This is a genomic window from Corynebacterium argentoratense DSM 44202, from assembly GCF_000590555.1.
Taxonomy (GTDB): domain Bacteria; phylum Actinomycetota; class Actinomycetes; order Mycobacteriales; family Mycobacteriaceae; genus Corynebacterium; species Corynebacterium argentoratense.
Genome location: NC_022198.1, coordinates 1,651,600 through 1,676,689, shown reverse-complemented (window position 1 = coordinate 1,676,689; position 25,090 = coordinate 1,651,600). Strand labels below are relative to the sequence as shown.

The 25,090-nt window shown below is 58.6% G+C and carries 21 protein-coding genes and 1 pseudogene; 15 read left to right on the top strand and 7 right to left on the bottom strand.

What is annotated here, in order from left to right:
- Positions 1-55 precede the first annotated feature (55 nt).
- A pseudogene (locus tag CARG_RS10555) lies at positions 56-397 on the bottom strand (DUF5319 family protein); the annotation flags it as partial.
- A gap of 85 nt (positions 398-482) precedes the next feature.
- Here CARG_RS10555 and guaB point away from each other — a divergent pair.
- The 3 genes from guaB (at position 483) to guaA (ending at position 4,870) form a co-directional block, all read left to right on the top strand.
- Positions 483-2,009: an IMP dehydrogenase gene (gene guaB / locus CARG_RS07840; RefSeq protein WP_021012111.1), complete on the top strand. Its 1,527-nt coding sequence runs from the start codon at positions 483-485 to the stop codon at positions 2,007-2,009.
- A gap of 48 nt (positions 2,010-2,057) precedes the next feature.
- Positions 2,058-3,209 carry a GuaB3 family IMP dehydrogenase-related protein gene (locus tag CARG_RS07835; protein WP_021012110.1) on the top strand — a complete coding sequence of 384 codons (1,152 nt, stop codon included), beginning with the start codon at positions 2,058-2,060 and terminating at the stop codon, positions 3,207-3,209.
- 83 nt (positions 3,210-3,292) lie between these two features.
- Complete coding sequence (guaA, locus tag CARG_RS07830; RefSeq protein WP_021012109.1) at positions 3,293-4,870, top strand: glutamine-hydrolyzing GMP synthase; 1,578 nt, start codon at positions 3,293-3,295, stop codon at positions 4,868-4,870.
- Between the two features lie 229 nt (positions 4,871-5,099).
- Here guaA and CARG_RS07825 read toward each other — a convergent pair whose 3' ends face one another.
- Positions 5,100-6,719 (bottom strand): PspC domain-containing protein, encoded by a 1,620-nt coding sequence (locus CARG_RS07825; protein WP_021012108.1) that lies wholly within the window; start codon positions 6,717-6,719, stop codon positions 5,100-5,102.
- Positions 6,720-6,804: 85 nt separating this feature from the next.
- Between CARG_RS07825 and CARG_RS07820 the strand changes: the two genes are divergently transcribed.
- From CARG_RS07820 to CARG_RS07805, 4 genes are all read left to right on the top strand, one after another.
- The gene (locus CARG_RS07820) at positions 6,805-7,941 is read left to right on the top strand and encodes an ATP-binding protein (protein WP_021012107.1); all 1,137 of its coding nucleotides are present in this window, start codon (positions 6,805-6,807) and stop codon (positions 7,939-7,941) included.
- Between the two features lie 5 nt (positions 7,942-7,946).
- Positions 7,947-8,627: a response regulator gene (locus CARG_RS07815; RefSeq protein WP_021012106.1), complete on the top strand. Its 681-nt coding sequence runs from the start codon at positions 7,947-7,949 to the stop codon at positions 8,625-8,627.
- Positions 8,628-8,692: 65 nt separating this feature from the next.
- Positions 8,693-9,451: a hypothetical protein gene (locus CARG_RS09910; protein WP_041747116.1), complete on the top strand. Its 759-nt coding sequence runs from the start codon at positions 8,693-8,695 to the stop codon at positions 9,449-9,451.
- A complete protein-coding gene (locus CARG_RS07805) occupies positions 9,423-10,928 on the top strand; it encodes a DNA polymerase Y family protein (protein ID WP_041747114.1) in 1,506 nt (501 codons plus the stop codon). Before CARG_RS09910 ends, CARG_RS07805 begins: the two co-directional genes overlap by 29 nt.
- A gap of 10 nt (positions 10,929-10,938) precedes the next feature.
- Here CARG_RS07805 and CARG_RS07800 read toward each other — a convergent pair whose 3' ends face one another.
- Positions 10,939-11,547 carry an AMIN-like domain-containing (lipo)protein gene (locus CARG_RS07800; RefSeq protein WP_021012103.1) on the bottom strand — a complete coding sequence of 203 codons (609 nt, stop codon included), beginning with the start codon at positions 11,545-11,547 and terminating at the stop codon, positions 10,939-10,941.
- 137 nt (positions 11,548-11,684) lie between these two features.
- On the opposite strand from CARG_RS07800, the gene CARG_RS07795 reads away from it, so the two are divergent.
- Positions 11,685-12,590 carry a sucrase ferredoxin gene (locus CARG_RS07795; RefSeq protein WP_021012102.1) on the top strand — a complete coding sequence of 302 codons (906 nt, stop codon included), beginning with the start codon at positions 11,685-11,687 and terminating at the stop codon, positions 12,588-12,590.
- Here the strand turns inward: CARG_RS07795 and CARG_RS07790 are convergent.
- The 4 genes from CARG_RS07790 to CARG_RS07775 are packed head-to-tail and all read right to left on the bottom strand — an operon-like array spanning position 12,577 to position 16,034.
- On the bottom strand, positions 12,577-13,254 hold the full coding sequence (locus CARG_RS07790) for a methionine ABC transporter permease (protein ID WP_021012101.1): 678 nt from the start codon (positions 13,252-13,254) through the stop codon (positions 12,577-12,579). The two genes, CARG_RS07795 and CARG_RS07790, sit on opposite strands and share 14 nt — an antisense overlap.
- Positions 13,251-14,273, bottom strand: a complete 1,023-nt coding sequence (locus CARG_RS07785; RefSeq protein WP_021012100.1) for a methionine ABC transporter ATP-binding protein — start codon at positions 14,271-14,273, stop codon at positions 13,251-13,253. Before CARG_RS07785 ends, CARG_RS07790 begins: the two co-directional genes overlap by 4 nt.
- 23 nt (positions 14,274-14,296) lie before the next feature.
- Positions 14,297-15,163 (bottom strand): MetQ/NlpA family ABC transporter substrate-binding protein, encoded by an 867-nt coding sequence (locus CARG_RS07780; RefSeq protein ID WP_021012099.1) that lies wholly within the window; start codon positions 15,161-15,163, stop codon positions 14,297-14,299.
- Between the two features lies 1 nt (position 15,164).
- Positions 15,165-16,034, bottom strand: coding sequence for a MetQ/NlpA family ABC transporter substrate-binding protein (locus tag CARG_RS07775; RefSeq protein WP_021012098.1), 870 nt, complete (start codon positions 16,032-16,034; stop codon positions 15,165-15,167).
- Between the two features lie 147 nt (positions 16,035-16,181).
- Between CARG_RS07775 and CARG_RS07770 the strand changes: the two genes are divergently transcribed.
- From CARG_RS07770 to CARG_RS07740, 7 genes are all read left to right on the top strand, one after another.
- Positions 16,182-19,418, top strand: coding sequence for an error-prone DNA polymerase (locus CARG_RS07770; RefSeq protein WP_081761731.1), 3,237 nt, complete (start codon positions 16,182-16,184; stop codon positions 19,416-19,418).
- A 21-nt stretch (positions 19,419-19,439) separates the two neighbouring features.
- Positions 19,440-19,955, top strand: a complete 516-nt coding sequence (locus CARG_RS07765; RefSeq protein ID WP_021012096.1) for a PH domain-containing protein — start codon at positions 19,440-19,442, stop codon at positions 19,953-19,955.
- A complete protein-coding gene (locus CARG_RS07760) occupies positions 19,955-21,388 on the top strand; it encodes a PH domain-containing protein (protein WP_021012095.1) in 1,434 nt (477 codons plus the stop codon). Before CARG_RS07765 ends, CARG_RS07760 begins: the two co-directional genes overlap by 1 nt.
- A 90-nt stretch (positions 21,389-21,478) precedes the next feature.
- Positions 21,479-22,579, top strand: a complete 1,101-nt coding sequence (locus tag CARG_RS07755) for a metal ABC transporter substrate-binding protein (protein WP_021012094.1) — start codon at positions 21,479-21,481, stop codon at positions 22,577-22,579.
- A 62-nt stretch (positions 22,580-22,641) separates the two neighbouring features.
- On the top strand, positions 22,642-23,391 hold the full coding sequence (locus CARG_RS07750) for a metal ABC transporter ATP-binding protein (RefSeq protein ID WP_021012093.1): 750 nt from the start codon (positions 22,642-22,644) through the stop codon (positions 23,389-23,391).
- 1 nt (position 23,392) lies between these two features.
- On the top strand, positions 23,393-24,250 hold the full coding sequence (locus tag CARG_RS07745) for a metal ABC transporter permease (protein WP_046203812.1): 858 nt from the start codon (positions 23,393-23,395) through the stop codon (positions 24,248-24,250).
- Positions 24,247-25,089: a metal ABC transporter permease gene (locus CARG_RS07740; RefSeq protein ID WP_021012091.1), complete on the top strand. Its 843-nt coding sequence runs from the start codon at positions 24,247-24,249 to the stop codon at positions 25,087-25,089. The genes CARG_RS07745 and CARG_RS07740 overlap by 4 nt, the downstream gene beginning before the upstream one ends.
- Position 25,090: the final 1 nt, after the last annotated feature.

Below are 25,090 nucleotides of genomic sequence, written 5' to 3'. Positions count from 1 at the left end.
TCACCGCTTTCAATGCTTCCATGTGTTGTTTGCGCTCAGCGGTTTCGGCACACGCTAACCAGCCGTGGCAGAAGTCCCAGGTCACATAGCGCATCGGGTCTGGATTGGGGGAAGGCTCGTGCACTGGCGCAAGCTCGCCTCTGAGGCTGGCAAGCATGTTGGTGCGCATGATTTCCCAATCGTAGTAATGCATTGCGTCACAGTCGGGGCACGTCATGCAAATACCCAGATAGCCTTCGGGCTCCAAGTGGGCTTTGAACGTGCAGAGCAGATCGTAATCCTCCCGAACTTGCTGTTCTTCCTCAGGCGTCAACGGCAGCATCTCGGCTGCATCGTCTTCATCACTGATGAAGGACGCAGGGTCGTTTGGGTCCCCCTCGAACGGGTCTGGTGGCATTATGTGGTCGTCCGTCACAAGCACCAGATTAGAGCAACCCACGCACTGGGGGTAAAAGGGGCTAATTGGGGTAGGGTAATGGTTTATGACGAGCACACGCGTACCTACAGGTGGAGATGACCCAAACAAGGTGGCCTTGGTCGGCCTGACATTCGATGATGTTCTTCTGATTCCGGACGAATCCAACATCATTCCATCCGAGGTAAACACCTCTAGTCAGCTCACACGCAATATTCGCCTGAATATTCCGCTGATTTCTGCTGCTATGGATACCGTCACCGAGGGGCGCATGGCTATCGCCATGGCTCGCCAGGGTGGTATGGGTGTGCTGCACCGTAACCTTTCCATCGAAGACCAGGCCGAACAAGCCGAGATGGTTAAGCGCTCCGAGTCCGGCATGGTGACAAACCCTGCGACCTGTACCCCCGATATGACCATCGGCGAGGTCGACGCATTGTGTGCACGCTACCGTATCTCGGGCCTGCCGGTAGTCGATGCTGACGGAACCTTGCTGGGTATTTGCACCAACCGCGACATGCGCTTCGAACATGACTTTGATCGCCGCGTCTCGGAGGTCATGACCCCGATGCCACTGGTTGTGGCACGCGAAGGTGTCTCCAAGCAGGAAGCACTGGAGCTGCTGAGCAAGAACAAGGTAGAAAAGCTCCCGATCGTTGACGCCGATAATAAGCTCGTTGGCCTGATTACGGTCAAAGACTTCGTCAAGACCGAGCAATACCCCCATGCGTCCAAGGACGCCTCAGGTCGTCTGCTGGTAGGCGCTGGCATTGGCACGGGTGCTGACTCGTGGAAGCGCGCAGGTTCGCTCGTGGACGCTGGCGTAGACGTGCTCGTCGTCGACACCGCCCACGCGCACAACTTGGGCGTGCTGGAAATGGTGTCGAAGGTGAAGCGTGAATTCGGTGACCGGGTCGACGTCATTGGTGGCAACCTCGCGACCCGTGCTGCTGCGCAAGCGATGATTGACGCCGGTGCGGACGCCATCAAGGTTGGTATTGGTCCCGGTTCTATCTGCACGACCCGCGTTGTTGCGGGTGTGGGCGCACCCCAGATCACCGCGATCATGGAGGCATCCGTCCCCGCACGCAAAGCTGGTGTCCCGATCATTGCCGATGGCGGTATGCAGTTCTCCGGCGACATTGCCAAGGCTTTGGCAGCCGGCGCATCCACCGTGATGTTGGGTTCGCTTCTCGCAGGTACCGCTGAGGCTCCCGGAGAGACCGTCCTGGTCAATGGCAAGCAATACAAGATGTACCGCGGCATGGGCTCCTTGGGGGCTATGCAGGGTCGCGGACTGTCGGGCGAAAAGCGTTCTTTCTCCAAGGACCGCTACTTCCAAGCCGACGTCAAGAGCGAAGAAAAGCTTGTTCCTGAAGGCATCGAGGGGCGCGTGCCCTTCCGCGGCCCGCTCGACCAGATCACCCACCAATTGGTCGGTGGTTTGCGCGCAGCAATGGGCTACACCGGTTCGGCCACCATCGAGGACCTCCACAATGCGAAGTTCGTCCAGATCACCGCTGCGGGCCTGCGTGAGTCCCACCCCCACGATATTCAAATGACCGTCGAGGCACCCAACTACTACCAGCGCTAGTTCGTTTAAGTGCTGGAACTGTATTAAAGAAAAGAAGACAACACCGCTATGCGTGACTACGTAGAAATTGGCATGGGCCGCGAGGCTCGTCGCTACTACAGCTTGAACGACATTGCCATCGTCCCCTCCCGCCGCACCCGCAGCTCCAAGGACGTGGACACCACCTGGCATATCGATGCCTACACATTCAACATTCCCTTTGTTTCTCACCCCACCGATGCGCTCGCGACCCCAGAGTTCGTCATCGAGATGGACCGCCAGGGCGGCCTCGGTGTCATTAACGCTGAGGGTCTCTGGGGGCGCCACGCTGATCTGGAGGGTGCCATCCAGCAGGTCGTGGAGGCCGCCCGTGATGAGTTCGACTTCATCAATGAAGGCAACACGCAAGGCATCGCAAAACTGCAGGAGCTTCACGCAGCACCCCTGGACACCGAATTGCTGAGCGAACGCATCGCCCAGGTTCGTGCCTCTGGGGCCACCGTGGCTGTGCGAGTATCGCCGCAAAATGCTCGAGAACTCGCGCCCGTCGTGATCAAGGCAGGTGCCGAATTGCTGTTCATCCAGGGCACCATCATCTCCGCTGAACATGTGGAGGCCGGTGGGGAGCCTCTCAACCTCAAAGAGTTTGTGGGTTCCCTCGATGTTCCTGTGATCGCAGGTGGCGTTGGTGACTACACAACCGCACTGCATTTGATGCGCTCCGGTGTTGCGGGTGTCATCGTTGGTTCTGGCCAGTCCACTAACGACCTTGCCTTGGGCGTGAGCTCGTATATGGCAACCGCCATTGCTGACGTCGCAGCAGCTCGCCGTGACTACCTGGACGAAACCGAAGGTCGATACGTCCACGTCATCGCCGACGGGGAAGTGTACCGCTCCGGGCAGGCTGTGAAGGCTTTCGCTTGCGGAGCTGACGCAGTGATGCTGGGTATGCCGCTGTGCATCGCACAGGAAGCCCCCGCCCCCAACACCTACTGGCCTTCCGTCGCAGCACACCCGCGTTTCCCACGAGGTGCAGTTGACGAGGTCTTCCTCGAAAACTTCGCTGGCGGCCAGCCTACCCTTGAGACCGTACTGCATGGCCCTTCGGCTTCGGCTGGCGGTGAACTTAACTTTGTAGGCGCGCTGCGCCGTACCCTCGCGAAGTGCGGGTACACCAACCTTAAGAGTTTCCAGAAGGTTGATCTTGCAGTAGAGCGCTAGGCGCAAACAAGCAGCGAGCACGAACACACAACTCGCAGGTATCACGTAGGTAGCCTAACCACGGGTGCGGTAGGGTAGTGGACGTGACTGATAATGCGACCGTAAACCACCGCCCAGTGCTGGTTGTCGACTTCGGAGCCCAGTACGCGCAGCTCATCGCACGCCGCGTACGCGAGGCCAACATGTACTCCGAGGTCGTCCCGCACACCGCAACAGCCGAAGACATTCGCGCTAAAGATCCAGCAGCGTTGATTCTCTCAGGTGGACCCTCCTCTGTGTACGAAGACGGCGCACCCAAACTCGATCCCGAAATCCTTGAACTTGGGGTTCCCGTATTCGGTATCTGCTACGGCTTCCAAGCGATGACCCACGCCCTCGGCGGCGTTGTCGCCAACACCGGCATCCGCGAATACGGCCGCACAGACATGATGGTCGACGGCGGAATCCTCCACGAAGGCCTCGACACCACCCACAAAGTCTGGATGAGCCACGGCGACGCCGTCCACCAAGCCCCAGAAGGCTTTACCGCAACCGCGCACTCCGAAGGCGCCCCCGTCGCAGCCTTCGAATGCAAAGAGCGCCGCATGGCAGGCGTGCAATACCACCCAGAAGTACTGCACTCCCCGCATGGCCAACAGGTTCTCGTACGCTTCCTCACCGACATCGCCGGCCTGGAACAAAACTGGACCGCCGCCAACATCGCCGAAGAACTTATTGACGCCGTCCGCTCACAGGTAGGCGACACCGGCCGCGCCATCTGCGGACTCTCCGGCGGCGTCGACTCCGCCGTCGCAGCAGCCCTCGTACAACGAGCCATCGGAGACCGACTCACCTGCGTCTTCGTCGACCACGGCCTCCTCCGAGCAGGCGAACGCGAACAAGTCGAAAACGACTTCGTCGCAGCAACCGGCGCAAAACTCGTCACCGTCGACGAACGCGCCAACTTCCTCAACAAACTCGCCGGCGTCACCGAACCAGAAGCCAAACGCAAAGCCATCGGCGCAGAATTCATCCGCTCCTTCGAACGCGCAGTCGCCGGAGTCCTAGAAGACGCCCCCGAAGGCTCAACCGTCGACTACCTCGTCCAAGGCACCCTCTACCCAGACGTCGTCGAATCCGGCGGTGGCACCGGCACCGCCAACATCAAAAGCCACCACAACGTCGGCGGCCTCCCCGACGACGTAGAATTCGAACTCGTCGAACCCCTACGCCTACTCTTCAAAGACGAAGTCCGCGCAGTCGGCCGTGAACTAGGCCTCCCCGAAGAAATCGTCAACCGCCAACCCTTCCCCGGGCCGGGCCTCGGTATCCGCATCATCGGCGAAGTCACTGAAGAACGCCTCGAAACCCTCCGCGCTGCCGACCTCATCGCCCGCACGGAACTGACCAACGCAGGCCTCGACGACCAAATATGGCAATGCCCCGTCGTACTCCTCGCAGACGTTCGCTCCGTCGGCGTCCAAGGCGACGGCCGCACCTACGGACACCCTATCGTCCTACGCCCCGTCTCCTCCGAAGACGCCATGACCGCCGACTGGACCCGCATCCCCTACGACGTCCTCGAAAAAATCTCCACCCGCATCACCAACGAAGTCTCCGACGTCAACCGCGTCGTACTCGACTGCACCTCGAAGCCCCCAGGAACCATCGAATGGGAGTAAACAAGTAGATTCTTGGTTGCTGTAGCGGCGGGTCAGGGTTCAGCCACTCACTTGGCTTCGCCTCGACTGCTTCGCGGTCGAGGCTGCAGAATCGTTCGTGTCAGAACCCTGACCCGCCGCTTCGATAAAGCTCAAGACTTACTTAGCCTCCCTGAGAAGAAGATAAGGTGCGCTGTGGATTTTTCCACAGCGCACCTTTTGCATCCCACCCGCTAAAAAGAGCTAACCGCTAGTTGTTAGCACTCGCAGGCTCGGGAGCAACCGTCTTGGTAACAGTCACAGTCGGGATAGGCGTTGCACTACCACCGGTAGCTGCATCTGCATCGTCAGAATCCATGATGGGGTTGCCTTCCTCATCGAACTCTCCGGTCTCTCCGGGCTGCAGCGGCGGGCCATCGATGCTGTTGTTGGTGTTCACTTCGCCAATACGTGCATGCAAGTCGATGGTCAAGCGCTCACCAGAAAGCATGTCATTCAAGTATCGATTGTCCTGGCAGAAGGTGGTACCCACTCTCACGGAGCATTCAACAGTCACAGGCACGTGGTGGGGCAGTATCACGGTAAACGATCCCACACCACCGTCGACCGTGATACGACGGGGTTCATCGAGAGGCTTCAGATCACTTAGGTCCAACACAGCTTCACCATTGCCCAAGTCGTAGTAGTCCGCTAAGGATTCAGTATCGGGAACATAGATCTCTTGGCTCTGGGCGACAATCGTGGTGTCGCGATCGATGGAACCAATACCAATCACCATGCCAGCGATACCAGTGAGCGTTGCCAGAACAAACGCCCCCAAAGCAGCCCATCCTCGCGCGTATGCCGCGAAAGTGAAGATCGCGAAGAACGCAACGATGGAGATCGCGAAGATCACAGCCGTAAACGTTTCAGCCGCACCCCCTCCGAGCAGCATCGTGGTAGCCAAGACAAGCAGCGCAATACCCACGCCAAAGACGAAGAAGAACCATCCGAGGACCCGCAAAAACACACTGGTTGGAGCGGTAGTATTCGTCTCTGTCACAGGCGCGGTGATGGGAGCGTAAGGCGTTGCGGTAGGCATGCTCTCTGTGCCAGGCAACCCTTCAGACATCTCGCCGTATGGCTCAGACGATGTGTCGGAGGTTTCTCCGGTGACGGGATCCTGCGCAGCACTGTCGAACTCTGGTGCGTCGCTTTGCTCCGGCATCTGTGCCTGCTGGTCCGGATCATTTAAGTTTGGGTCTTGAGGACCAGGGTCGTTCGAGGGAGGAGTGCTCATGAGGGGGCTCGTTTCGTAGCTAGGTTGATAAAAAGACTGTTCAGTCGCCGTTTGTGGTCCGTAAGCCTGCGGATTCGGGTTTGCCCGTGGCCCCGTAGTGGGGGGAAAACCTGCAGGGGGCTGGGGCTGCTTCATGTACAAAAGCCATGCGACCAGGGCCACTCCGACGAGGGCAACCATCGCACCGATGGAAAACAGTGGCGTGTCCCCGGCGAAGAAGCGGAAGGGGAAGAACCCGAACAGTGCCGACAGTACGATCAAGACGATCGCAAGGTCGCGGTCACGCGAGACACGCGGGTCTTTGTTCCAGTTGATCAGTGCGCCGGCGGGGCTGACAGTCAGTCCCTCCCGCGGCATTAGCAACCAGCACAGGACGTACAGCCCTAGGCCGATGCCCACCAGCGTGGTGAGTATGAAGATGATGCGGATAAGGATGGGGTCGATCTGGTAGCGGATGCCGATACCTTCACAGACACCGCCGACGACCTTCTTGTTGGCGCGGAAGGGGCGTGTAGACCACGCTGCGCTGAGGGAACTTTGTGCCGGCTCCTGCGGGGGAGGGGGCGGCAGTTGGGGGTTGTTGGTGTTCATGCTTTAAGTATCGGCGTGGGTTGACAGGAAAACATCAGGGTTTTCCCCGATTTTTTAAAGATCAGGGTGTGGTTGGATTGTGAGCATGAGTTCTTATCCCGCGTTCGTGCGCAGCGCCGATGATCGGATTATTGGGGGCGTGGCAGCAGGCATCGCCGCCCAGTTTGGCGTTAATGCGTTTTTGATGCGCCTGTGCGTGGCGGTGATTTCTGGCGTGATGCCTCTGTTCGTGCTGCTGTATGCCGCTTTGTGGGTATTGCGTCCGGTGGGGAAGGTGCAGGGTGTGAGGTCGAAGGTTCCCCAACCTGTGCAGTTGTTGTTTGGCGTGGCTGTGTGGGCGGTGCTGTTGTTTGTGGTGTTTCCGAGTACGTATTTCGCGGTGTCGTTGTTGCCTTTGGGGGCTATTGCGGTGGGGGCTGTGTTGGTGTGGCGCGCGTGGGATAAGAATTTGGATGCTGCTGGGGGGCTTCAGGAGCGCGGTTTTGTTGTGCCTGTGGGCGCTGGGATGGCGTTGGTGTTTGCAGGGTTGTTGTTGATTTTGGCGAATTGGGAGAACCGCGCGGCGTTTGTGGGCAGTATGGTTGCTGCTGCGTTGACGTTTGCTGGGATGGTGGCGTTGAGTTTGCCGTTGGGGGTGCGGTTGTGGCAGGAGCGTACGGCGCGTGCGGCGCAGGATGAGCGTGCTGCGATTGCTTCTCAGTTGCATGATTCTGTGCTGCAGACGTTGGCGCTGATTCAGAAGCGCAGTGATGACGCCGCGGAGGTTGCGCGTTTGGCGCGTGGGCAGGAGCGTCAGTTGCGTGCCTGGTTGTTTGATTCTCCGGTGGAGCAGGAGTCTGTGTTTTTGGCGATTGATCAGGCTGTGGCTGAGGTTGAGGATTTGTTTGGGGTGCGTATCGATACGGTGAAGGTGGGGGAGGATGTTGTGGCTGATGCTGCTGGTAGTGCTGCTGTGGGGGCTGCGCGTGAGGCGATGATGAATGCTGCGAAGCATTCGGATGCGGAGTCGATCAATGTGTTTGTGGAGCATCGGGGTTCGCGGTTGGAGATTTTTGTTCGAGATAGGGGGAAAGGTTTTGACGTCGCGTCGGTGGCGGCTGATCGTCATGGGGTTGCGGAGTCGATTGTGGGTCGGGTTGAGGGTGTTGGGGGTAAGGCGTTGGTGAAAAGTGGTGCGGGGTATGGAACTGAGGTTTCTTTGAGTGTTCCTGTTGTAGGGTGACAGTCATGGTTAAGGTCTTTTTGGTGGATGATCACCCGGTGTTCCGTTCTGGTTTGCGTGCGGAGTTGGGTGCTTTTGCTTCGCTGGAGATCGTGGGGGAGGCCGGTTGTGTTGGTGAGGCTGTCGAGGGGATTGTGCGTACTGCTCCGGATGTGGTGTTGCTGGATGTGCACATGCCTGATGGTGGTGGTGTGGGGGTTATTCGTGGTGTGCGGGCGTCGGGGACGGTGGAGCGTCCACAGTTTTTGGCGTTGAGTGTTTCGGATGCTGCTGAGGATGTTATTTCGGTGATTCGTGCGGGGGCTCGGGGGTATGTGACGAAGAGTATTGGGGGTGCGGAGCTCGCGGAGGCTGTCGCCCGGGTGGATTTGGGAGATGCTGTGTTTTCTCCTCGTTTGGCTGGTTTTGTGTTGGACGCGTTTGCTCAGCCGGATCCGTCGGTGGACCAGTCTCGTGGGGGTGCTGAGGCGCTGAAGCCTGATGTGGATTTGGTGGACCAATTGACGCCTCGGGAGTTGGAGGTGTTGAGGCTTTTGGCCCGGGGGTATACGTATAAGGAGATTGCGTCGGATTTGTTCATTTCTGTGAAGACTGTGGAGACGCATGCGTCAAATATTTTGCGTAAGACTCAGCAGTCGAATCGTTATGCCTTGTCGCGGTGGGCGAGAGAGCGCGACCTCGATTAGGGGAGGCTAAAAGTGTAGAACACTCGGGCGTTGTCTTTCGCACACATGTATGCCATGATGTGCTTATGGTTGGAACGAGTGTTCGGAGCATCCCTAAGGGGGAGGTTCACGCAGATAAGCAGGCTGTCATTAGTCAACTGCGTTCTCGTTTGCCCGGTGTTCCACAGTGGAGCGCCCCTGTCCCTGCAGTAACCACGCTGTGTGAGGGGGTGGAGTTGAAGCGCCGCAGCATGAGCATTATTAATGATTGCCCAGCGCTTGTAGTCGAGCTCGCTGCCCGAATAAGTGCTGGTGGTGGGTGGGTTGTCCTCATTGCTTGCCCGGATCTTAACCTAGCGAACGTTGCGGAAAGGGGACGATTGGACCATATCGTGTGGATCCCCAACCCGGGGTCTATAACTACTGCAGTGCAGCTTTTTGTTGAATCTGCAGATCTTATTGTTTGTGGTGGCTTCGACGCTCACCCCGCCGCTATCCGCGCATTACGGTCGAAAATAAACTCTAAAGATTCTTCCGCAGCGGTGATGTTCATCGATTCGCACGTATCGCACACAGCGCACGGTATGCGCAAGGCATCTGCTTTTGGGACGGGCAGCATGGACCTGGAGATCGACGCCCACGTCCAACACCTGCACGGCCTCGGGCAGGGGATGGGGCGTATCCGTGGCGTTGATATCGCGATCAGCGCGCAGACACGCAGCGGCCACAAGCATCGCGGCGTCATTACAGTCGGTGAACAAGACAGGCGGGCCATCATCAATATGCACAGCGCTAGGCACACGCAGGAGGAAGATTATGCGTACGGCAGTGCTGTGGTTTCCTGACTGGCCGGTCGTGGCAGTTCGGCGCGCACACGGTGAAGCACACTCAACACCCGTGATTATTGCCCAACAACATGCGGTTTACGCCTGCTGCGGGGCAGCACGAGCCCACGGCATACGCAGGACAATGCGGCTACGCCACGCCAGGGCACTAGCGCCCGAGGCATTAGTATTCGACCGCGACGACAACCTGGCGGCGCGCATGTTCGAACCCATCGTGCAATCGCTATCCCACATCGCAGCCACATGCGAAGTGCTCCGCCCCGGACTACTGGCGCTCAACATGGATGCGGTGCAGCGCTACTACAAGAAACCCGAAGACACCCTAGCCCAAATGCTCATCGACGCCAGCGCATCAGCAGGGGTGGACTGCTTCATCGGCATCGCCGACACCATGCACACCGCACTCATCGCCGCACGCCAACAACATATTGTGCCGCCGGGCGGCTGCGTGGACTTCCTAGCGCAGCAACCAGTAGGGGCACTGCACGCCTGCGACGAGGAAGGCACCGAACTACCAGGACTGCTGACCGAGATGGGAATACGAACACTAGGGCAGTTCGTCGAACTTGGGCGCACAGGCATCAGCGACATTGCCTCGCGTTTCGGTGCGGCAGGCATAGAGGCCTACGAGATCGCAACAGCCAGAGCACAACGCGACGTCATCACCCAAGAAAAACAAGAAGAGCTCGCGGTGTTCGTGGAACCAGAATCGCCGATTACCCGCGTAGACGAGGCCGCATTTATCGCCAGAACACTAGCCTCACAGTTACACGAAAAGCTTGCAGCAGCCGGTGTGGTCTGCGATCGCGTAAAAATCCGCGCCTACAGCAACCACGACGACATGCACGAACGCGTCTGGCGCACCCGTGACGCACTGACAGAAGCCGCAACCGCGGAACGTGTTCGCTGGCAGCTCGCCGGATGGGTCAGCGGCCCCCTTCGCGCCATCGAACTCATCCCACTAAGCATGCACACCCCCAGCACACGAAGCGTGCTAGACGATGACGCCGCGGACGATAGCGCCATCGCCAGGGCCATCGCAACCGCACAAGCCCAATGGGGCGCCGAACAAGTGATGATTGCCCACGCCGCAGGCGGGCGTTGCCCCACGCAACGCGTCGAGTTCCTCCCCTACGGAGACCGACCACTAGAAAACGAATCCACGACCACTCCCTGGGCGGGAGCGATCCCCGGACCCCACCCTTCACGCATACTTAGCAAACACGTGGATGTCGTCGATTACGCAGGACAAGCAGTCATCGTCAACGCTGAGGCCGAATTGAACACACCGGTTGCCGCACTGATCGTAGAAGGTACGACGCACGCAGTCACCGCATGGGCGGGGCCCTGGGCAGAAGACACCGGATGGTGGACTGCTACGCCGACACGCAGAGCATTCCTACACGTCGCCACCAGCGAACAAGCATTGCTTCTAACCTGGTCAGACGGCCGGTGGATACTCAGCGGAGCCTACTAACCCCCAACCACTAGCCGCGGATGTCGACAACCACGCGGGTGGGATTGTCAAGAAGCTCAATGGAATGAGGGTGCTTGCCCTTCATACCAATGATGAACTGGCTATGCCCCTCAAAAGTGCCACCGTTAACAACCTGCTGAACCACAGGCCCATGGCCAGGAACCGGCGCCAACACAGGATCCTCAATACCCAACTCGAAAGGATAAGTAGTCCCATCGATATTGATATTGAGGAAGGTATCGCCCTCCACCTCAATCGGATGCCCACTAGCCTGCTGAGTCGGAGCATCAACATAATCAGCAAACCAGCCCGGAGTCCCCTGCCCCTGAAGCTCGAAAACCACACGATCGAAACCCTCGTGGGTGCCGGTGCGCATGGTGGTCACAACCAATTGGGCAGGGGCGCCAGCGGACTGAGTCTTCTTAGCTTCGTTCGCCTCACCCAAAGGCAACAAACCAGCCTGCGGAGATGACGCGGCGGTGCTGCTATCCAACGTCGTGGAGTCTGTCGTTGACGGTGCCTGGCCGCATGCCGACAAGCCCACGAACAAGCCTGCAATACACAGGCCAGAAAAGGCGCGTACTCGGAGCGTGCTGAATGCACTGGAGACATGAAACATACCCGGAAGCCTAACCGAGCAGCCGCCAGGGGAGGGAGCCCATAGGGCCATTCTGCACAGGTTGTAACGCGATTGTTAGACAATTGTGAAGTTTCGACCCAGCCAGCATCACCCCCCAAGGCGCCTATAGTAAGAGCATGACTACATGCTCCACCAACGTCACAGAACCGCTAGCCGGAACCGCAAAAACCGGCACCTTCTACGTCGCCCTGGAGCACCTCCACGGGTGGGGACGCGACGTCAGCGATGGCGAAGCGTTCGGCCACGAACTCAACGAAAAAATCACCGCCCACCTAAGGGCCGCGCGAGCATCACTACAACTCATCCGCAAACCCGGACGCAGCGGCCAACACCGCAAACAACGCTGGCTCTACCTGTGCTACACCGGCGACGGACACACCGAACCATGGATGGAAAAAATGGCCGTCGACGGGCCCGAAGACCTCCTACGGCTCGACCTCAGCGGACCCGGACGAAACACCCACCTAGGTGCACAACCCACCGAAGACCCCATCGTCTTAGTCTGCACCCACGGCAAACGAGACAAATGCTGCGCCCTCAAAGGCCGCCCACTAGCCGCCGCCATGCAAACCTGCTTCTACGGTGACGACGTCTGGGAATCCTCCCACACCAAAGGCCACCGCTTCGCCCCCTCCATGATCCTGCTGCCCTGGGGATACTCCTTCGGCCGCCTAGCATCCGGCCCCGCAATCGAGATGCTCAAAACCTTCCACCAAGGCCAACTATTCCTCCCCGGCAACCGCGGCCGCGGATGCTTCGACGCCCCCGGCCAAGTCGCAGAACTAGTAGTAGCCAACGCCCTCATCGGCGAAGGCGAAACCGTCGCGCCGGGCAGCCTCATCGTCGAAGCAGCCGACAATGAGCATGAAAAAAGCGCCGGAGAAGCACTCCGGCGCGTCATCCACCCTGACGGCCGAACCTGGGATGTCTACCTGGAGCAACGCGACGTCAACAATGTCATCACGTCCTGCGGCGACGAACCCAAAAAGGGCCGAGCATGGGTAGCTGTTAGCGGCGCATAATCTTCTTGGACAACCAGTTGCCGAACAACTGAGCAACCTGCACGATCACGATAATCACAGCGGTCGCCACCCAGGTGACATTCCAGTCAAACGCCTGGTAACCGTAGGTGATGGCGAAGTTACCCAAACCGCCGCCGCCGACATAGCCGGCCATCGCCGACATATCGACAACCGCGATAAAGGCAAAGGTGTAGCCCAGCACCAGCGGGCCAAGGGCCTCGGGGATAATCACCGTGCGAATGATCTGCCACGGGCTTGCACCCATCGCACGAGCCGCCTCGATGACACCAGGATCAATACTGACCAGGTTTTGTTCCACGATGCGGGCGATACCGAACGATGCGGCCACAATCATCACGAACATGGCAGCGTTTGTACCGATGGTGGTGCCAACAACACCGCGGGTGACCGGGCCAAGAGCCGCCAACAAAATAATGAACGGGATGGGACGAATAAGGTTCACCACCACGTTCAACAAGCTGTACATGCCCTTGTTCGACAAGATTCCGCGCGAACGCGTGGTGTACAGCAGCACACCCAGTCCCAAACCAATGATGCCGGCAATAATCAGAGTGCTGACAACCATGTACAGGGTGTCAACGATAGCTTCTTCGAGCTTGGGAGTCAGACGATCCCAATTGGTTGCAACATAGGTGACGTTCATCGGATTTCCTCGCAGTCAGTGGTGGAGCGCAGACGGTCGTAGAACCCCTGCACAGCATCCTCATCGCCAGTCAGACGAGCGGTCACTTTGCCGAAACTGTGGCGCTGCAGGGTAGTCACACCGCCATGGACGATGGAGATGCGGGCGCCGGCCTCTCGGGCAGCGGCAGCGGCAGCGAAGAATCCGGAATCCTCGGTGAGGTTAACGGTAAACAGTCGCCCCTCGCCGGCAAGCAGATCATCGGCCTCAACCATGTCTGGGGTGTTACGCAATGACGTCGCGACAAAGCGCTGCGCCACGTCCGTTTTCGGCGCGGAAAAGACGTCGTAGACCGAACCGAACTCCACCACGCGGCCATCCTCCATCACGGCGACTTTGTCGGCGATGGAACGCACCACATCCATTTCGTGAGTGATGACAACGATGGTGATGCCAAGCTCCTTGTTGACCTTTCGCAGAAGCTTGAGCACCTCCTGGGTGGTGTCAGGGTCGAGGGCGCTGGTGGCCTCGTCCGCCAACAGAAGCTGCGGATTTGTCGCTAGCGCTCGGGCAATGCCGACGCGCTGCTTCTGGCCACCCGACAGCTGCTCCGGGTAGTTGTTACCGCGATCGCTCAGACCAACGAACTCCAGGAGCTCATTGACCCGAGCCTGGCGTTCACGCTTCGGCATTCCGGCAAGCTGCAAGGGGTATTCAATGTTTCCCGCAGCTGTACGCGACGTCAGCAAATTAAATTGCTGGAAAATCATGCCGATGCCTCGTCGAACATCGCGCAGCTTCTTTTCCGGCATACCAACAATGTTGGTTTCGCCGACCAGAACCTGCCCACTGGTGGGGGTTTCAAGGCCGTTGATCATACGGACAAGGGTGGATTTGCCGGCGCCAGAGTAGCCGATAATGCCAATGACTTCGCCCGGCTCGACAGACAGGTTGATGTTGTCGAGCGCAGTGACGCTGCCGCCCTTGGTGTCAAAAACTTTGGTCAGGTCGCGAAATTCTACGCGCGTTCCTGTCGCCATGGTGGTCCAATCTAGCTGGGTTTTTAAGAAAGCTTCTTGAGGATTTCTATGAGCTCAGCCTTGGGGCGGTTGACTCGGATGGAGGTTCCGTTGGTGTCTTCAGCCTGAGCCTCAGCGACCTCGGGGGTGTGGTAGATCTCGATGAACTTCTGGATGGCCGGATCATCTTGGTTTTCTTCGCGGGTGGCGATGACGTTGATGTACGGATCCGAGGTTTCACCGGTGGGGTTATCCTTGTACGCTGCGCTCTCTGGGTCAATTCCGGCGCGGCCCAGGAAGTTGTTGTTGATGACAGCAGGCTTGCCCTCACCATATGCGACGGTGGTTTGTTCAGGGGCGATTGGATTGACCTTCACCTTCGACGCTGCTTCGTCAATATCGGAAGGGTTGGGGGTGATCAAGCCTTCTTCTTTGAGCTTTAGCAGACCAGCGGTGGCGAGAACGTTGATCGCACGAGCCTGGTTGGTCGGATCGGAGGGAATAGCGATGGTTTCGCCCTCGATGCCATCGATGGAATCGTGGCCCTTCCAGAACACCGACAGGGGGACAATGTAGGTGGAGGCCACCGGCACGAGGTTATCGTTTTCGCCCTTGTTGTACTGGGCGAGGAACTTCAAATGCTGGAAGGCGTTGGCGTCGATGGTTCCCTCGGACAATGCCTTGTTGGGTGTGGAGTAGTCGCTGAAATCGACTACTTCAAGATCCAGGCCAGCGGCGTCTGCTTGCTGCTCGATAACTTGCCACGCCTTGGAGGACGCTTCGGTGGTGCCGACGCGCAGCTTTAGATTTTGGTCGTCATGGGAGCACGCAGCCAGGGTAGAAACGCTGATGGCGGCTGCGGCTACGAGGCCGGTGATGCGGGTGAAACGGCGGGTAGTGGAGTTAGTCATGTTAGTTACGCTCGCTGTTCTCGATGCGCTCGAGGATCTTCTTCAGGTCTTCCTTGGAACGCTTGACGGGGACGGAGGTGCCGCGGGAGTCCTCAGCCACGGCTTCGGTGACCTCGGGGCTCTGCCAGATTTCGACCAGCTTGGCGATGTTTTCGTTGTCCTGGTCCTCTTCGCGGGTGACGAAGGCGTTGATGTAGGGCTCGGCCTCTTCGGAAGAAGGATCATCCTGGAACACGGAGGACTTGGGGTCGATGCCCGCGCGGTCGAGGAAGGAGTTGTTGATGATGGCCGGGCGACCTTCGCCGTAGGCGACCGGGGTCTGGGCGGCATCGACTGGGGTGACGGTCACCTTGGACTTGGCCGGGTCAATGTCGGAAGGGTTGGGGGTGACCAGGCCGTTTTCCTTCAGGGTGACAAGCCCTGCTTGGACCAGCACGTTGATTGCGCGGCCCTGGTTGGTCGCGTCAGAGGGGATAACGACCGACTGACCTTCGATGCCGTCGAGGGAGTCGTGATCCTTCCAGAACAGTGCGAGGGGGACGATCTCGGTCGAACCTACGGGAACCAGGGTGTCGTTTTCGCCTACGTTGTACTGGGCTAGGAATTTCAGGTGCTGGAAGAGGTTTACGTCGATGTTGCCTTCCGACAAAGCCTTGTTGGGTGTGGTGTAGTCGGAGAAGTCGACGACCTCAAGGTTGATGCCTTCATCTTTGGCCTTGCTTTCGAAGACTTCCCAAGCCTTCTTGGAACCATCGGTGGTGCCTATCTTAATGGTGTCGCCGTCGTTGGCATTTGAGCATGCTGCGAGGCTCAAAGACAGTGCGCCGGCGAGGGCTAGTGCACCGATGCGGCGGATGTTGCGGTGGGACATGGTGTCTCCTCAAATTTAATAGACAGAGCTTTCTAGTTTCGTCGGGTAGCTTAGCAGCAGATCGCAAAAGTGTACAGCTCGGTCTAAAAATTGTTTTAGATGTGCGAAAAAATTGCCCGACTGTTCTATTTTCGCTATTATGTTCGCATGTCTACGTTCGACCCGGGGTATGGTTGGAACGGTGCAGGTTTTCTGGGGCCGGCCGACTCTAAAGGTTCACCTTTGCCCTGGTCAAGCCTGTCTAGCCTGCTCGATTCTGGCACGGTCGGAACCTTGAAGCCCGCCCGGAATGTGCTGTCTTTAAAGGAAAAGGGCGCAAGTAGGATCGCTGAAGAGTGCGAAGGTGGTATTGAACAGCATGGTACGGCTGCGCAATCGGCGGTACCCTTCGCGGAACTCCACGCCAGCAGTAACTACAGCTTTCTCATCGGGGCGAGCTCCCCGGCAGACATGGTCCGGGCTGCACAAGCGAGCAACCTGAGCGCACTCGCCCTATTAGAACGCGATGGGCTCTACAGCGCTGTGCAATGTGCAGAAGCCGCGGCGCAGACAAGCGTCGGCACCATCTTCGGCGCCGAACTCACCCTGAGCCCAAGTATCATCCTTCCCGTAGTGGTCACTGGGTCGGAAGGCTACAGGCGACTATCGCGGACAATTAGTGACGCCGCGTTGGCTGCAGGCTCCAAAGGACAACGCTGCTATCCGAGTGTTGAGGAGCTAGCGGATATCGCCCAAGGCCATTGGATTGTCCTGGTAGACGCCTCGCACGATGAGGAACTCATCACAAGGATTCTCGCTGCCTTCGGCCACGACAACGTGTTTGCAGAACTTCCGGCAACTGGGCAAGCCGATGACTACGATCACCACGTGCGCTTGCGTGCAACCGGGGCGCGATGCATCATCAGTACTCGCCCGCGGGCAGCAACCAAAGGGGACGCCCGGGTCGCAGCAGCAAAACAAGCACTCCACAATAAGCAACACTTGGGCGCTGCTCAAGGGCAGTTGCACCCTCTGGGTGCCACGTGGATCAAAAGCGGCGCATCCATCCTCCGACGGTACCCAGATTGCGCGGATGCCGTGGCCGCCACAATAGAAGTCGCGGAGCGCTGCACCTTCGAGCTAGACCTAGCCACCGCGCATCTACCCCCCTTTCCCGTGCCAGAAGGTACTACGGAAATCTCCTGGTTGCGCCAACTATGCGAAAAAGGGTGGAGACGCCGCTATGGTGGCGCGCCTGCGGACGTTGCGCGCGCAGCATGGCTGCAGGCAGTGCATGAACTCGACGTCATTGAACAATTGGGATTCCCGGGATACTTCCTTATCGTTCACGACCTCACCGAATTCGCCAGACGCAACACCATCTTGTGCCAAGGCAGGGGCAGCGCCGCCAATTCGGTCGTGTGCTTTTGCCTGGGCATCACCAACGTGGAACCCATCGCAAACAAGCTGCTGTTTGAGCGCTTCCTGTCCGCAGAGCGCGATGGCCCACCCGACATCGACATCGATTTCGAATCCGGCCGCCGCGAAGAAGTCATCCAATACGTCTACCAACGCTACGGTCGCAACAACGCAGCGCAGGTCGCCAACGTCATCACCTACCGCACCAAAGGAGCTATACGTGACGCCGCCCGCGCACTCGGCTATCCCCAAGGAGTATGCGATGCGTGGGCCTCAAGGCAGGCAGCAAGTCAGCCGCCCGAACGCGTGCTCGAACTCGCCCAACAGTTGAAGTCGAGCCCACGACACCTGGGCATTCACTCGGGCGGAATGGTGATCTGCGACCGCCCCATTGCAGAGATCGTTCCAGTGGAATGGGCGCGCAAGAAAGGGCGAAGCGTCATCCAATGGGACAAAGACGACTGTGCCGCAGCCGGCTTGGTGAAATTCGACCTCCTGGGCCTAGGGATGCTCGAAGCCCTGCATCACGCCATCGACCTAGTCCAAGAGCAACACAATAGGACGATCGAGCTGTGGCAGATCGACTGCCAAGACCCAAAGGTCTACGAAATGCTGTCACGGGCAGACGCAGTGGGCGTGTTCCAAGTGGAGTCCCGGGCGCAACTCAACACACTGCCACGGTTAAAACCGCGCACCTTTTTCGATCTGGTGGTCGAGGTTGCCTTGATCCGCCCAGGCCCCATCCAAGGCGGCTCGGTGCACCCCTATATTCGTCGGCGCAATGGTTTGGAGCCAGTTACCTACGACCATCCGTGCCTGAAACCTGCTTTGGAAAAAACCCTCGGTGTGCCGCTGTTTCAGGAACAACTCATGCAGATAGCCAAAGATGCCGCGGGTTTCAGCGGGGCAGAGGCTGACAGTCTGCGCCGAGCAATGGGTTCGAAGCGTTCGCCCGAGCGCATGAACGCCCTCAAGCAGCGCTTTTTCGAAGGGCTGAAAACCGCCCAAGGCATCGAGGGCGCCACAGCTGAGGTTCTGTGGAACAAAATGGTGGCCTTCGCCTCCTATGGTTTCCCCGAGTCTCACTCGCAATCCTTCGCTTCATTGGTGTTTTATTCTGCCTGGTTCAAGCTGTATTACCCTGCGGAGTTTTGCGTGGCACTGTTGCGCGCCCAACCGATGGGTTTCTATTCGCCGCAGTCGCTCATTAGCGATGCCAGGCGTCACGGCGTCAAGGTTTTGCCCGTGTGCGTGCAGGCCTCTGCTGATCAGGCGCGGGTGGAAAATGGCGCTATCCGCCTAGGTTTGGGCAGTATCAAGGGGGTGGGTTCTCGGGCTGCGCAAAGGATTGAGGGCGCCGCACAGGACGGCCCTTTTAGCTCGATTGCTGACGTCGCGTCGCGCGCCGGGTTGAGCGTGGCGCAGGCGGAATCCTTGGCGCGGGCGGGGGCGTTTGCGTGCTTTGGTCTGACGCGGCGTCAGGCGTTGTGGGAGGCAGGGGTGGCTGCGACGCACAATCCGGGGATGCTTCCGGGGATCGACATTATTCATGCCCCTGCGTTGCCCGGGATGAGCGAGTTGGAGCTGCTCAGTGCAGATATTGCGAGCACCGGGGTGACACCAGACAAGCAGCCGATGGAGTTGTTGCGTGAGGCGTTGGACGCACGCGGCGTCATCAGTGCAGATAACTTGATGGCTGTGGAGGATGGCACGCGCATATGGGTTGCGGGGGTTGTTACCCACCGGCAGCGCCCTAGAACTGCTGGTGGTGTGACGTTTCTGGGCATGGAAGACGAGACAGGTTTGATCAACGTTGTTCTCAGTCCGGGTGTGTGGCGGCGCTATGCCCATCTGGCGGGCAGCGTGAAGACCTTGATGGTCCGGGGGATTGTGCGTAATGCCTCTGGTGCGGTCAGTATCGACGCTGATGCGTTGGCTCCTTTGCATGCAGAATCACTTAGTCGAGGTAGTCGAGATTTCCGTTGATGCTTATGTATAAAGGTCTGCATGGATAACAATGACGTCGCGGGACCTGCCGTCGCTTTCGACGCTATGGGTGCGGTGGGGCAGCAGTTGCGTCCGGTGTCGGACAGTTTGATTAAGGCGCGTCTTTTAGCGCGGATGCCTGTGTATGTGGTTGCGTTTGTTGCTGCGGTGGCTGCGGCGGTGCTGCATAGCCCGTGGTGGTGGATTGCGGTAGCTCTAGCTGGGGTGAATGTTGGGTGGCAGTTGTGGTTGATTCCGCATCAGGTGCGTTGCATTGGGTGGGCTGAGGGGGAGGACGATCTGTTTATTTCCCGCGGTAAGTTGTGGCATACGACAACCATCGTTCCTTATGGGCGGATTCAATATATTGATATTGATTCGGGCCCGATCGATTCGCGTTATGGTTTGGCCAACGTGAGTTTGAATACCGCCAGCACGAAGAGCATCACGAAAATTCCCGGTTTGCCTGCGCAGGAGGCAGAGGAGTTGCGGCGGCGTGTGTCGCAGAAGGCGAAGACACGAATGAGTGGTATGTGATGCGTAAGGTTGCGCGCGTTACCCCGTTGATTGAGGCATGGCAGTTATTTGTTGCGCTGGCATTTTTTGCGATTACACAGGGGCGTCGTGGGATTGTTGACGCCGCGGTGGCTGTGCAGAGCAGTTCACTTGTGGGATCCCATCAGGTGGCAATGGCTGCGGTTGCTGTGGTGGCTGCGATTGTGGTTGCTTGTGTGGCGTGGCTGTTGTCGGGCATTTGGTGGCGGGCACGTGGCTACAGTCTCGATGGGGAAGAGATTGTGTTGAAGTTTGGTGTGCTGTCGAAGGAACAACGGGTTGCTCGCTACGACAGGATCCAAGCGATCGATATTGTGGAGCCGCTGCTTGCTAGGTTGTTCGGTCTGGCTGCGGTGCATGTGGAAACCGCGGGCGGGGAGGATTCCCGGCTGGAGATTAAGTATTTGACTCGCGCGGATGCTGATGCGTTGAAGCGGGAAATTTTGGGTGTCACCGCAGACACACATGTTGACGTCGCGACGGCCGCTGCCACCACTGATGTTGCGGTTGATGCCTCCACTGCTGACCCTGCTCCCACTGCTGACGCTGCCGTGATTCCGATGAAGCGTTCGTTGATCGCTGCCGCCTGCACCGTGTCCACTGTGGTGGGTGCCGTGTGGTTGATCGTTTCCTTCGCGGTGGGGCAGTGGGTGTCAGCTTTTGCTGCGGTGTCGATGGTGGCGGGCGCTGGGTGGAAGATCGTCAATGGTTCATGGCTGTATCGCTATCGCGTGGCGCGGGTGGATGGGCGGCCTGCTTTAGCTGTTGAGTATGGTTTGAGTACTCGGACCAGCAAGAATGTGCGCCTGGACAAGATTCGTGGTGTGCAGATTACTCAGCCTGTGCTGTGGCGGCTGCTCGGCTGGTGGCGCGTGGAGGTTTCTGTCGCCGGCTACGGGGTGCTTGATGACGCCCCGGTGGTTCTGCCTGTTGGGCAGTGGGACGACGTGGTTGACGTCTTGGGCTTGGTGGCACCCGGTGTGCGGGTGGAGCCGACGCCTCCGCCCCGCGTTGCTGATGAGGACTACTTAGGCTCTGGTGACGGTGGAGCTGAGCAGGCAGGTGGCTTTATGCGCCGTGGCGCAGTGGGGGTCTATCAGTGCCCGCCTGTTGCGCGGAGATTGTGGCCGGTGCATGCGCGGGTTTTAAGGCTGGTTTTCGGTGGTCAGGATGCGGCATCTGTGCTGTATAAGGGCTGGTTGCGGCGCAAGATTAGCATTGTGAAGCCCGCCGATGTTCAAGAGGTGAGTGTGACGCGAGGGCCGGTGAGCCGGGTACTCGGGATCGGGACTGTCCGCTTTGATTTGGTGAAGGGGCCAACCTCCTTCGAGGTGGATGACCTGCTGTGGGAGGACGCCGTTGGTATTGCCACAGTGATGCGTGGGCGTCGCTTAGATCAGCTTGCCTCCCCCTAATTGGGTAAAAATTTAAACAAAATATTCAATGGGCTGAACTTTGCTCTAAGGTACGATGTGAACATCCGCTTAAAGGGAAGGTTAACAACCATGTCCATTCGATCCAGGCGCCTTAACGGGCCTGCAGCTCGTGGCACTGCTCTTGCAGTAGCCGCACTGATCGGAGCAGGCAGCCTCGCAGCATGCAGCAGCGATGATGCTTCCTCCAGCAGCTCACCAGAAAAGGCTGGTACCGGCGAACTCAACGTCGTAGCTACCACAACCCAGATCTGCGACTACGTCAAGCAGATCGACGCACCCGACACAAACCTCACTTGCCTCCTTGCCCCCAACGCATCTGCGCACGAACACGAGATGACCAAGGAGCAGATGAAGGCACTGTCCGAGGCGGACTTGATGCTCGTCAACGGTGTCGACTTGGAGCACTTCCTCGACCAGGCCGTTGATTCCAGCGGTTTCAAGGGCACGATGGTTGTGACCACCGGTATCCTCAGCGCAACTGATCTTGATGGCAAGCCGGTCAGTGACGCAGACCTTCCTTACACCATCGACCGTGGCATCAAGAAGATCGACGTACAGCCCTGGCCCTTCCCACCGGAGGAAGGCGAAACCCAGGCGGAGTTCGCGTACGACCCGCACGTGTGGACTTCCCCAGAAAACGCGAAGATCCAGGTCGAAAACATCGGCCACGCATTCGAGGAAGCCCGCCCCGACCAAGCAGATGTGTACAAGAAGCATGTGGAGGCCTACACCCACAAGCTTGATGAACTCAACACCTGGGTGAAGGAGCAGATCAACACGATCCCCGAACCCAACCGTGTGCTGTTCACCAGCCATGATGCTTTCGGTTACTTCTCTAAGACCTACGGCATTAACTTCATCGGTGCAGCTCTGAGTGACTTCAACGAGCAGCAGGATGCGACCGCTGAGCACATCGCCGAAGAAGCACAAAAGGTTAAGGACTCCGGTGCCGTTGCCTTGTTCGCGGAGAACTCCAACAACCCCAAGTCCATCGAAGCAATCGCCAAGGCTGCTGGCGTGAAGGCCGTCATCGGTGACGACGCCCTTTACGGCGACTCCCTCGGCCCGGCTGGTAGCGAAGGTGAAACCTACATTGGTTCCATCGTCCACAACGTCACGAACCTCGTGGATGCTTGGGGCGGACACGCAACCCCGCCGAACTTCAACTAAGACCCTCTTTATCTGGAACACAGGCTAGCCGCCGCCACATCCTGACACCATCGGGACTCCTTATGAACACTCTAAAATTCCACTCCTCCAACCTCACATACCCAGGGGCGGGCTCGAACGTCGCAGTCACAGGACTCGACCTCGAGCTCGCCCCCGGGCGTGCACTGGCCCTCATTGGGCCCAACGGTGCAGGAAAAACCACCTTCCTCAAAGCCATTCTCGGACAGGTCCACGCCAGTGGGACCGCAGAAGTCCTCGGACGCGAACCCGGCAATGCGCCATCCGGCAGCATCGGCTACGTCCCACAACTGGCAGACCTCGACGCAACCTTCCCCGTCCGTGCACGCGACGTCGTCACCATGGGGCTCATCCACAAACAGGGGCTCTTCGGCAGACTCAAGTCCGCCGATGCACAACGCGTTGACTCCGCACTGGCACAAGTAGACCTCCTCGACAAAGCACAACAACGATTCGGCACTATGTCCGGCGGGCAAAAACAACGCGTCCTCCTCGCGCGTGCCATCGCCGCACAACCCAAACTCATCCTGCTTGACGAACCCTTCAACGGACTCGACCAACCCAACCGCGACGCCCTGCTCCGTATCATCGAAGTAGTGAAAGCCGAAGGGGTATCCGTGGTCGTGTCCACCCACGATATTTCGCTAGCGGAAGCCGTCGCAGAACAACTCCTACTGCTCGCCGGCCGACAGGTGGCCTGCGGCAGCCTCAAAGAGGTCATGACAGACGCCAACATGGCCGCCGCATACGGAGGTCGGGCTCGCGAAGTGGCAACGGAGATCGCTTGTGCTTGACATGCTGCTGGAACCCATCACCGGCGCACCCTACCTCACGCGAGCATTCATCATGCTCATGGCGCTGGGAATCGTCTCGGGCCTCGTCGGAGTGATCGTGAACCTCCGCGCACTCGAATTTAATGCCGAAGCCTGCGTGCACTCCATCTTCCCCGGAGTAGTCGCCGGTGCACTCTTCGGCGGAATCGACGCGATCATCCCCTGGGCTGCAGCGGTGGGGGCTATCGTTGCCATCGTGTTGACAGCGGTTCACCGCAAACACCCCTCCGAAGCAGGCACCGCAGTCGTGCTCACAAGCTTCTTTTCCCTCGGCATCGTCCTGTCACTCAAAAAAGGCGAAATGTCCGGACAACTCGAAGCCCTGATGTTCGGCAGGCTCCTCGAAATCAGCGAACCGCGCCTCATACAATCCCTCATCGTCTGCGCCTTCGCCTACGCCGTGATCGCGCTGTCATGGAACAAACAAGTCTTCGTCGCTTTTGATCGTCAAGGCGCGAGTGCCTCGGGGATCAACGTCACCCTCATCGATCTACTACTCAATGGTGCGATCGCTGCAGTAGTTGTCGCAGCATCCACCGCAGTGGGCGTACTGCTCGTCATCGGATACCTTGTTATCCCCGGTGCGGCAGGCAGACTCGTAGCGGGCAGCATTAAAACCATGGCCACCATCGCCGTGCTCCTCGGAGCGATCGGCGGCTACATCGGCATGCTGGCCCTCGACATCCCCACAAGCCATTCCATATCCCCCCAAGCCTCCGTCGCGCTATCGGTCGTCGGGCTGTACTTCATCATGCTCGCAGTATCTAAAGCAGCACCCAGCGCATTCGCAAGCTCCGCTACGGAAGGAGCCCGCTCATGATACTCAATGTCCTAGCCCTCCCCATCGTCGAGGTCATTATCATCGGCGCACTCGCGGGACTAGTCGGGGTGTACGCAGTACTCAACAACAAGGTCTTCTTCACCGAATCCATCACCCACGGAACATTTCCCGGTGCCGTCATCGGCGTCGTCCTGGGCGCGCACTTTGGACTCGACCATGCAGGGCTGTCCCTCATGCTTTTCGCTGGCGCTACAGCAGCTTGCGTCCCCTTAAGTTGGCTGATGTTCGTGCTGGCTCGCAAATCAACCATGTCGCCACAGTCAGCGGCAGGTGTTGTTCTCACACTCGGTTTTGCGCTCGGATACTTCCTCAACAAATGGTTTGCGCCACTACCACTGAAAATCGAAGGCTTCCTCGCCGGCAGCGTTCTCAACATCCACCGAACTGATGTGCTCGCCGCAGCAATCGTCTTCGCAATATCACTCGCTATCACCGCTCGGTGGGGCAACACCCTCATCTTCTACGCCTTCGACCGCAGCGGATTCCAAGCACTCAACAGTAAACACGCAAGCATTGCAGGACGCAGCATAGCGCCCACCGCGCTCGCCGAAATCACAATGCTCACCATGATTACCTCGACCATCGTGGTGCTCATTCCCGCAGTCGGAACCATCCTTGCCATCGCTCTAGTGGCAGCACCAGCAGCGGGGCTTGCGCCACGCATGAACAGCCCGCAAGCCTTAATGATCGCAGCGCCCATAGCCGGCGTCATCATTGGACTTGCAGGACTCGCAGTCGCGATCGTATTCAATCTTTCTGCAGGTGGAACCATCGCACTGGCCGCGGGTGCGTTCTACCTAGGGTGCCGACTACTATAAG